This window comes from Planctobacterium sp. R6 (genome assembly GCF_055755215.1).
On the sequence record NZ_JBVTQY010000070.1, the window covers coordinates 1 to 9979 of the forward strand.

At 47.7% G+C, this 9979-nt stretch carries 9 protein-coding genes; 4 read left to right on the plus strand and 5 right to left on the minus strand.

The genetic code is table 11. The features are described 5' to 3' along the window. From AC0J20_RS22555 to tsaA, 4 genes are all read right to left on the minus strand, one after another. Positions 1 to 764: FecR family protein (locus AC0J20_RS22555; protein ID WP_473023467.1), on the minus strand; the 764-nt coding region annotated here is incomplete at its 3' end. A 170-nt stretch (positions 765 to 934) separates the two neighbouring features. After that, the gene (locus AC0J20_RS22560) at positions 935 to 2338 is read right to left on the minus strand and encodes a hypothetical protein (protein ID WP_473023468.1); all 1404 of its coding nucleotides are present in this window, start codon (positions 2336 to 2338) and stop codon (positions 935 to 937) included. 79 nt (positions 2339 to 2417) lie between these two features. Beyond that, on the minus strand, positions 2418 to 4127 hold the full coding sequence (locus AC0J20_RS22565; RefSeq protein WP_473023469.1) for a proline--tRNA ligase: 1710 nt from the start codon (positions 4125 to 4127) through the stop codon (positions 2418 to 2420). A 142-nt stretch (positions 4128 to 4269) separates the two neighbouring features. After that, positions 4270 to 5094: a tRNA (N6-threonylcarbamoyladenosine(37)-N6)-methyltransferase TrmO gene (tsaA, locus tag AC0J20_RS22570; RefSeq protein WP_473023470.1), complete on the minus strand. Its 825-nt coding sequence runs from the start codon at positions 5092 to 5094 to the stop codon at positions 4270 to 4272. Between the two features lie 27 nt (positions 5095 to 5121). Here tsaA and AC0J20_RS22575 point away from each other — a divergent pair, with 27 nt between their 5' ends. From AC0J20_RS22575 to AC0J20_RS22590, 4 genes are read left to right on the plus strand one after another with little or no spacing between them, the layout of a single operon-like run. Further along, positions 5122 to 6045: an ABC transporter ATP-binding protein gene (locus AC0J20_RS22575; RefSeq protein ID WP_473023471.1), complete on the plus strand. Its 924-nt coding sequence runs from the start codon at positions 5122 to 5124 to the stop codon at positions 6043 to 6045. After that, entirely contained in the window at positions 6045 to 6779 is a 735-nt protein-coding gene (locus tag AC0J20_RS22580) for an ABC transporter permease subunit (RefSeq protein ID WP_229529270.1), read from the plus strand. The genes AC0J20_RS22575 and AC0J20_RS22580 overlap by 1 nt, the downstream gene beginning before the upstream one ends. Further along, on the plus strand, positions 6779 to 8617 hold the full coding sequence (locus AC0J20_RS22585) for a GldG family protein (RefSeq protein ID WP_473023472.1): 1839 nt from the start codon (positions 6779 to 6781) through the stop codon (positions 8615 to 8617). Before AC0J20_RS22580 ends, AC0J20_RS22585 begins: the two co-directional genes overlap by 1 nt. A 1-nt stretch (position 8618) precedes the next feature. Next, positions 8619 to 9617, plus strand: coding sequence for a DUF4340 domain-containing protein (locus AC0J20_RS22590; RefSeq protein ID WP_473023473.1), 999 nt, complete (start codon positions 8619 to 8621; stop codon positions 9615 to 9617). Between the two features lie 51 nt (positions 9618 to 9668). Here the strand turns inward: AC0J20_RS22590 and AC0J20_RS22595 are convergent, their stop codons facing one another. Further along, positions 9669 to 9896: a hypothetical protein gene (locus AC0J20_RS22595; protein WP_473023474.1), complete on the minus strand. Its 228-nt coding sequence runs from the start codon at positions 9894 to 9896 to the stop codon at positions 9669 to 9671. Positions 9897 to 9979 lie beyond the last annotated feature (83 nt).

A 9979-nucleotide genomic window follows, 5' to 3' on the forward strand; every position in this document is an offset into this window, starting at 1 on the left:
TCGTCAGATTCGTCAGATTCGTCAGATTCGTCAGATTCGTCAGATTCGTCAGATTCGTCAGATTCGTCAGATTCGTCGGATTCGTCGGATTCGTCGGATTCGTCAGATTCGTCAGATTCATCGGATTCCTCTTCATCTTCTGGTTCAGACGAATGGCCTTCTGAGAAATTTTCCGGTGGCTCAAGTAATTCCGTGACTTCACCGTTCTCATCAATTTGTGCATAGGAGTAATCTTCACCTTCGCCTAATGATACCTCGTTATTGCCACCGCCAACGTCAACATTGACATCGACTGCACCATCCCAAACGGCGATAAAAACTTCTCCCTGAATGATTTCAATTTCGTAGTGGGTACCCCGAATACCTATAGAACCCACCGGCGTTTTCAGTTCATATTGGCCATTATTGGATTTAATGGCTCCGGTTACCGAACGCAGTCCGCCTTCTACTAACTCCAGTACCGCGGAGTTACCATCCTGATTTTCCTGATATTGATACTCAGAGATGAGTAATGTGGTATTTTCTTTGAGTGCCAGTAATGTACCGTCAGTCATGCGAAACTGTGCTTTGCTTTTTTCTGCTGTGGTCACGGTATCGACATTGTAAATCGGCGCCCGTCGTTTCAGTTTTCGTTGCTCAGCCTCTTCCTCGTAAGCTTTCACATCACCTCGGGCTATCATAGTCTTGCCGGCAGGGCTTAGGGCCAATGACGGATGGGAACTGATACACAGGGAAAGGGCAATTAACGACAATTTAAAACGCATGCGCTGAATCTCACATTTAATTTTCCAAAACCTTCACTATTTATTGGGTAAACAGGCCAGTGGTTTTGGACTGGCTATAAGTATAGTTTCGGATAATCTGGGATTAACTCAAATAACATCATCCGTAAAAATGAATTGGTTCACACTATTCATGCGCCAAATCACCAAATTTAGAAACTACGGGTAACAGATAACCCGGCCGTAGCTCTGTCATAGGCGTAAATTTCTACACTGCTGTCCTTGTCGGTATAACTCAGGGAGCCTGAAATTTTCCATTTGGCACTCAATAAATAATCCACGTTAAGCAGCGCCGTAAAGCTCTCCTCTTCCCGCAATACACCAATTGCCGGATTGATACCATCATGTTCGATATCCTGATAACTGCTGCTGGCAATAATCAGCCACTTGTTGCTTACCGGATACACTAAAGTATAGCTTAGGATCCAAAAGTCTTTGCCATTGCTGATGCTCACCGGATTGTCCAGCTTGCCATCGTCATCGCCATATCCCAGCTCGAACATATGAATTTTACTACCCATGTAGGTAAAGCGAGTGCGATAGGCATATTGATGAATGTCCTGGTCATCATTGCTATTTACATTTACTGAGGTGTAGCTCAGACCCCATAGCCATTGCCATTTGTCAGACAATAACCAGGTGGCATCCATGGCCAGGCCATAGGCGCCGCGATAAAATTCACCATCCAGCATCATGGGTTGTGCAAAACCAGAAATATTGAACAATGCCCCCCAATATTCATCTTTGTAGCTGCCGGTAAGGCTGAGTATCTCTCTGTCTAATTGAGATTGCTCCCGGTAGCGGGTATTGACATAACTGCCATTAAAGCTGAGATCACTTTTTTGCGTGAGTTTGCGGTTGTAAACGTAATTCAGGGCTGCATCTACGGTGTGATCACTTTGCTCCAGACTGGATTCGTCCAGACTGCCGATAATGGGGTAAAACGGGCTTTCCACCGGAATATTACTCAGATTATCCAAAGTGGTACCACTGTTGGCATTTGAGTCATAGCCATAACCCAGTTTCAGGTTAACAGCGTGATTGACTACCGACCTGGCCCTGAGTTCGGTAATGCGAGCCAGATATTCCCTGACTTTGGCCGCGTCTTCGGGCTTGAGTTGTTCCTGTAATAACTTGGTGAGTTCCTTTTGCGCTGCGCCCAGGTTTTTTACCTGAAAATAACTAAAAGCCAGATAAAGGCGAGCCAGCAAAACATTGGGCTTAACAATTAATACCCGTTCAAAGGCAAACACGGCTTCCTGAAAATAACCAGCACCGTAAGCGGCCTGGCCGGCCAGTAAATCGTATCCCGGCTCACCGCCCCAGTCAGCCATCAGCGCATTGGATAAATCAAAGGCCTGTTGAAATTGTTTTTGTTGGATCAGGGTTTGTAACTGCGCGATTTTGGCATCGACAGTGGTGGCAGTGGTGCCCTTTGCCACAGTGGGGGATTTTGCTGGTTGCCTGTCAGATTGAGCATGGACAGAGCCACTGGCTCCGAACCACGCCGTTATCAGCAAACCAAACTTCAGAGCTGTCGAAGAAGAAAGTGACATTCGCAACGTCCTTTATCGTTTTCACTGTTAATTTACACACCGGGAACAGCTCAAATCAACCGGTGTGTATCCCTGGATTTTAGCTTATCAGGTTTTTCAAAAAATCTTCCAGACCAGCTAAATCCACCAGTTGTTTTTCACCTGTGCGGCGATTCTTATATTCGCACTTGCCTTCGTCCAGATTTCTTTCACCGATGATAATGGCATGGGGGATACCCAATAACTCCATATCGGCAAACATCACACCGGGGCGCTCTTTTCTGTCATCAAACAACACCTGTTCGCTGACGGAATCCAGTTTTGCATATAAGCCTTCAGCGGCTTCCTGAATGCGATGGGATTTGTGCATGTTCATAGGAATTATAGCCAATTTAAACGGAGCGATGGCTTCAGGCCAAATAATTCCATATTTATCGTGGTTTTGTTCAATGGCGGCGGCCACAATTCGGGACACACCAATACCATAACACCCCATGGTTAAGGTTTCGTGTTTACCACTTTCGGTCAACACACCACAGTGCATTGCTTCGCTGTATTTTTTACCCAGCTGGAAAATATGACCCACTTCAATGCCGCGCTTTATTTCAATGGTTCCCTGTCCATCGGGAGAGGCATCACCGGCCACAACGTTGCGAATATCCGCAATTTGGCTATTTTCCACTAACTCCCAGCTCGCGCCGTTAACATGGAAGCCGGTATCATTGGCACCGCACACAAAATGTTTAAGCGCCGCGGCGCTGCGATCCACGATAACCGGAATGTTCAATCCCAGCGGACCAACAGAACCTGTCTCGGAACCGCATAACTCTTGTACCTCGGCGTCGCTGGCAAACTGCATTTCACCTGACCAGGGTAGGGCCTTACTGGCCTTAATATCATTTAATTGATGATCACCGCGCAGACACAGTGCGGCATAGTGGGTGGCATCTTCACTCACCACTTTAACAATCAGGGTTTTCACACAACTTTGTGGTGATACCTGTAAGGCCTGGCTGACAGCATCAATGGTTTTAATGTCCGGGGTGGCTATCCTGGTTTGTTGCTGCGCGGCATCTGACGGGGTTTCAACTACACCGGCTTCGGCCATCTCGACATTGGCGGCAAAATCTGATTCGGTGCTAAAGGCAATGGCGTCCTCACCGGATTCTGCCAGGACATGAAATTCATGAGAAACACTGCCACCGATAGAACCGGTATCGGCAATCACCGCGCGATAGTCCAGCCCCATGCGTTCGAAAATACGGCAATAGGCGTCGTACATTTTTTGGTATGTTTCAGATAAGCAATCCTGGGTCAGGTGAAAAGAATAGGCGTCTTTCATAGTAAATTCACGGCCACGCATGATGCCGAAGCGCGGTCTGACTTCATCCCGAAACTTGGTTTGAATCTGATACAGGTTCAGCGGGAGTTGCTTGTAACTGGACACTTCAGTTTTAACCAGGTCAGTGATCACCTCTTCATGAGTTGGCCCTAATACAAAATCACGCTCGTGGCGGTCTTTGATGCGCAACAATTCCGGGCCGTAATCCTCCCAACGACCAGATTCCTGCCACAAATCTGCAGGTTGTACCACCGGCATCAGCACTTCAACCGCACCGGCACTGTTCATTTCTTCACGTACAATTTGGGCAACCTTATTCAGTACCCGCAAACCTGTAGGCAGCCAGGTGTAGAGCCCGGAAGCCAGTTTTCTGACCAGGCCCGCTCTGAGCATTAATTGGTGGCTGATGACTTCCGCATCGGCAGGGGTTTCTTTTTGCGTTGAAAGTAAATATTGGCTGGTACGCATTGATGTAGAGGTTTCCTGTACTCAAGTCTTTTGTATCCGGTGCTGCTCACGGGCGGCTGACACAAAAATAATTAAAACAATAATGGACAAAATTCCGCTTAGTTTACCAGAGCAACACCAGGTTCCTAGTAAAAATATTCAGTTAAAGCGGGCGGATTTCAAATATCTCGATGGTATCGCCCTGTACATGCCAACGGAAGTTGAATCCGCCAAAGTGAGTACCGTAATGATTGGTATCCTGATCTGCCAGTTTTCGGTATGCCGGGCGCGGATCCTGAGCCAATACTTCAATAACTTGCTGCGTCAGTGCGCTGGCGTTATTGCTCAATTGTTGCAATTGCTGTGCGGCGGCCGGTGTAACGCAAACGGCCAATGTGGCGGGTCGTTCATCAGCAAATCCGCCCCGGGCCTCTGGTAGCGCATCGGCATAGGGAATGTAAGGCTTAATGTCATAGACAGGTGTGTCATTCACCAAATCTAAACCACTGACATTCAGCACAACCTGCTGCGCATCGGATTCAACCGATATCAGAGGCACAACGGACATGCCAAAGCCGTTTGGCCGGAAACTACTGCGGGTGGCAAACACACCGCGTTTTTTATTGCCGCCTAATCTTGGTGGGCGCACCTGGGCACGCCAGCCTTGCTCCAGGTTTTGATGAAACCGAAACAATAGCCAAATATGGCTAAATTCCTCAATACCGGCAAAAGCTTCAGGAACGCCATAAGGCGGATGGATAATAATCTGGCTGAGCACCGACGGCGTTAAGTTCGACTGCCGGGGTACTGCGAATTTTTCAGTGAAAGGGGCGACCACTTTGCCAATGGGTTCAACCGGGAAATTTTGCTGTTGCACGGGATTAAATAAGGTTACAGAATTTTGTTGGTGAGATGTTAACAAAGATTGCTCACTACACGCTTGAATTTTTTCCTGATAGCGCCATATCTTCCACTGATTTTTTGTCAAGATAACAAGATCCGTTAGGGAAAAATCATGATTTCAGTAAAAAATATAACAAAGAGATTTGCTGATTTTACCGCCGTAAATCAGCTTTCATTTGATGTCAGTCCCGGAGATGTGGTGGGTTTTTTAGGACCAAATGGTGCCGGCAAATCCACCAGTATGAAAATGATCACCGGATTTTTAACACCGGACGAGGGCGACATCCTGGTCAATGGCAGTTCAGTACGCACTGAACCCGGTAAAGTGCAGGCCCAGATTGGCTATTTACCCGAGGGCGCACCCGCATACGGTGATATGACAGTACTGGCCTTTTTGCGTTTTATTGCAGAAGTGCGGCAGATATCTACAGCGCAAATCAATTCGCGGATTGCTGATGTAGTAGCAAAAGTAGAACTGCAATCGGTATTAGATAAATCCATTGAAACACTGTCGAAGGGCTTTAAGCGCCGTGTTGGTCTGGCCCAGGCGCTGATACATGATCCTGCCATTTTAATTCTGGATGAACCCACCGATGGCCTGGATCCGAATCAAAAACATCAGGTCAGAAATCTGATCAAAAACCTCGCCAAAGATAAGATAGTCATTATATCAACCCATATCCTTGAAGAGGTCACCGCGGTATGCAATCGCGTGGTGATTATCGCTAATGGCAGCAAGTGCTTTGATGATACGCCACAGGCCTTACTGCAAAATTCACGGTACTACCGGGCGATAAACCTGTCGCTTGATAAGGTCATTGGTGCCGATATTACCCAGGCTATTCCGCAGGGGGTTGCCTGGGAGAAGGGGACCGATGACCATAATCTGGTGTTATTCCCTGGCCAACAGGAGATCCACCTGCACACGCTGGAAGCACACTTTTCTGAGCAAGGTTATCAAATTGAACAAATGTTTGTGGAAGCGGGGCGTCTGGATGAAGTCTTCAGAAGCATCACTCTGCAGGAGGCCGGATAATGAATATGGTCAATGTATTGTTTAAGCGGGAGTTTGCCAGTTTTTTTGCAACGCCCGTAGCTTATGTGTTTATTGTTATTTTTCTGATGTTGTCCGGCGTTTTTACCTTTTATATCGGTAACTTTTACGAACGCGGTCAGGCAGACTTATTGCCCTTTTTTAATTTTCATCCCTGGTTATACCTGTTTTTGGTGCCTGCCATGGCGATGCGCACCTGGTCGGAAGAGCGCAAATCCGGCAGCATCGAATTATTGATGACACTGCCCGTTACCACCTTACAGGTGACATTGGCGAAGTTTTTGGCCGCCTGGGCGGTTTTGGGATTGTCGCTATTACTGACATTTCCGTTGTGGTTAACGGTGAACTACCTGGGTCAACCTGACAATGGCATCATCCTGGCTGCCTATATCGGTAGTTGGTTAATGTCCGGTGCTTATCTGGCGATAGGTATTTGCATGTCGGCATTGACTAAAAGTCAGGTAATTGCCTTTATTTTATCTGTGGTTATCTGCTTCCTGTTTGTTCTGAGTGGCTCCGGTGTAGTACTGGACGCGTTTCAGGGCTGGTTGCCGGCGTTTATGGTGGATACCATCGCTTCATTCAGCTTCCTGGCGCATTTTGAAAGCATGTCTAAAGGCGTACTGGCCTTAGACAATATAATCTATTTTTGTATCAGTATTGGGATCTGGCTCTTTGCCAGCCTGGTAATTATTGAACAAAAGAAGGCGGACTAATGAAAATTTCAAATACACTGACTTATGTACTGCTGGCTGTATTGTTCTTTGCATTGGTGTTATTGAGCAATCAGATATTTAAAAGTGCCCGAATTGATTTGACTGAGAACCAGGTTTATTCATTGTCTGATGGCAGCAAAGCCATCCTGACTCAGATTGACGAGCCGATAAATCTGTATTTTTTCTTTTCCGACAAGGCGTCAGAAGGGTTAACCACGATTCGTAATTACGCCGATCGGGTGGAAAGCCTGCTCAAAGAATATGAATCAGCCGCAAATGGCAAGATTAAGTTGCACCTGATTGACCCTGAGCCGTTTTCTGAAGCTGAAGATCAGGCGAATGACTATGGCTTAACGGCTGCTTCTGCAGGCATGGGGACTGATCCTATTTATTTAGGTTTGGCCGGTACCAATGCCCTTGACGATGAAAAAGTGATTGGCTTTTTTGATCCACAAAAAGAGCAATTTCTGGAATATGAACTCAGTCAGTTGATTTATGAACTGAGTGAACCCGAAGCTGTGAAAGTCGGTCTTATCAGTGGTATCGCGATGACTGGTGGGCAAAATCCCATGACCGGACAATTTGATCCGCCCTGGACTATATACGAGCAAATTCAGCAACTCTATGATGTTGAAACCATTGATACCTCGTCAGACAATTTACCTGAAGAATTAGATGTGCTGATGCTGATCCATCCGCAGGGACTCTCAGACAACTTACTCTACGCTATTGATCAGTTTGCACTGAGCGGCGGTAAAATCCTGGCGTTTGTTGACAGTCACCATGAATCCGACCCCATGGCTGCAATGTCAGGTATGGCGGGGGCAAACGGCTCTGACATTAACCAGCTATTGCAGCCCTGGGGGGTTGCAGTCAGCAGTAATGACGTGGTGCTGGATGCCGCGTTGGGCCTGGATATTCGCACCCAAACGGGCGGTGTTACAAAGCACCTTGGCTTTGTAGGCCTGCAAAAAAGCCAGTTTGACGCTGAAGATGTCACCACGGCGAACCTGGATTCCATTAATGGTGCTTCATTTGCTGCTATTGACTTGCTGCCTGAAGCCACCACTGATATTCAGCCACTATTGTATTCCAGTGAATATGCCGCATCAGGCAATGCTATGTCTTATGCGATGACACGCGATCCCGAACAGTTCTTTGAGCAGTACGACCAGTCGCAAACCGGCGTTAAGATATTGGCTGTGCGCATCAGTGGTGCGGCGGGATCTGCATTTGATGCTGTGCCTGAGGGGCTTGAAACAGACGCTGAATTTGTGGCGCGAGGCGAGCAACTGAATGTGATACTGGTTGCGGATACGGATATGTTGTCGGACCGCTTCTGGGTAAACAAAGCGAATTTTTTCGGACAAGCCATTGCCACGCCTTTTGCGGATAATGGAGCGTTTGTCACCAATGCCATTGAAAACTTGGGGGGTAACAATGCGTTGATCAGCATTCGCAGCAGAGGCACCTTTGCCAGACCTTTTGACAAGGTCGAGGCCTTGACGGTTCAGGCCGAAGCGAAATTCCGTGAACAGGAACAGGCGCTGGAAGCACAACTGGCGGAAACGGAACAACAGTTAGCGGAGCTGCAAACCGGCAGTGGCGAAGACGGCTTGATGGTCTTAAACGCTGAACAACAAGCCGCGATTGACAGTTTTATGGATAAGAAAATTGAGATCCGCAAAGCCCTCAGAGACGTGCGACATCAACTGGACAAAGACATCGAACAATTGGGTACACAATTGAAGCTCATCAACATTATCGTAGCTCCGATCCTGTTGGTATTTGTCGTCTTTGGTTTGCGCCGTACATTTCGTGTAAAAGGAGCTGCGTGATATGACCAGGTCTAATCTGATCATCGCCGCACTGGCGGCGGTCGCCATTCTGGTGGGCTGGTTGCTGAGCTCTGGTGACAGGCAAAGCGAGTTTGAAAGCCAGTTGTTGTTCCCTGAACTACAGGCAAATGTCGACAGTGTTGATTCACTTTCTGTGCAAGCCGCTTCAGGCCTTTTGCTGCATGCCTCAAAGCTCGACGGTCAATGGGTAGCGGCTAATCAGGCCAATTATCCGCTGGAGAATGACAAGATAATCAGGCTGCTGAACAGTCTGGTGTCAGCGCAGTTAGATAGCGCTAAAACTGCCAAACCGGAAAACTTTGCCCGACTGGGTTTAAGTGATCTAAGCGAGCAGGACAGTGGGGCGCGTTTAGTAACTATTGCAGCGGCTGACAGGCAATGGCAGGTATTACTTGGCGAAACGGCGTCATCAGGTACGGGCATTTATCTGCGTCAGCCGGAACAAATGCAAACCTGGTTGAGCCGCACCGACATAGAATTACCTGGCGATGAATTTGCCTGGTTGAACAAGCAATTATTAGCCATAGATAAATCTCAGGTGACCGGGCTAAGCTATAACGAACAGTGGCACATTAACTTGCAACCCGCCGAAGAAGCAGACAGTGAGTCCTGGGTTTTAGCTGAGCAACCGCAAGACAGAGCCCTGCAATATGACACTATCCTGGAAAACTCTGTTGATGACATTCTGAACCTGAAATTTCAGACGTTGCTACAACAACGGCCTGTACCGACAGACAACTGGAATTTGGTGTCAGAGGTCAGCATCAATACCCTGTCAGGTGAAGCCACGGTGCTGACCCTGTACGAGAGTGAAGCACAACATCTGGTGCTGGTGGATACACCGGATAAAAATGCAGTGCAGAATCAGTGGGTGTTTGAGGTATCGTCTTTTTATGCGGACCGGTTAAAGCGGGAACTTGAGTATTTCCTGGAGCCGGTAGAGGAGCCGGAAACCAACGAAGCGGAAACCATGCCCTGAATAAATGAAGCCGATGTGTGAGCATCGGCTTTTTTGCCTTTGGCTTTTCCGTTATTCGGCCAACAGAATATTCTTGTCTTGTGACTGGTTTTGCTGAATGTGCTGGTCGGTAAAACCATAACGACGCATCACCTCATCGGTGATATCTACAATGTCGCCTGCGCCACATATGTTCCACAACTCCTCTTCCACTTCTTTGGCTTTGTGAGCGGCATACACAGAGACGTAGCCCAATTCGGTGCGCAGAATATCCTGATCGGGACGCCCGGTACGGGACACGAATACTTTCCCCCTGTGTCAGGATAGTTGTCGCCTCAGTTTTTCGTATTGTTAGACAGGGGGTGGATGACAGGTTTGAGTGA

Coding starts and splice junctions, on each gene's coding strand:
- AC0J20_RS22575 (WP_473023471.1), top strand. CDS start 5,122: ATGATTTCAGTAAAAAATATAACAAAGAGATTTGCTGATTTTACCGCC.
- AC0J20_RS22585 (WP_473023472.1), top strand. CDS start 6,779: ATGAAAATTTCAAATACACTGACTTATGTACTGCTGGCTGTATTGTTC.
- AC0J20_RS22580 (WP_229529270.1), top strand. CDS start 6,045: ATGAATATGGTCAATGTATTGTTTAAGCGGGAGTTTGCCAGTTTTTTT.
- AC0J20_RS22565 (WP_473023469.1), bottom strand. CDS start 4,127: ATGCGTACCAGCCAATATTTACTTTCAACGCAAAAAGAAACCCCTGCC.
- AC0J20_RS22590 (WP_473023473.1), top strand. CDS start 8,619: ATGACCAGGTCTAATCTGATCATCGCCGCACTGGCGGCGGTCGCCATT.
- AC0J20_RS22560 (WP_473023468.1), bottom strand. CDS start 2,338: ATGTCACTTTCTTCTTCGACAGCTCTGAAGTTTGGTTTGCTGATAACG.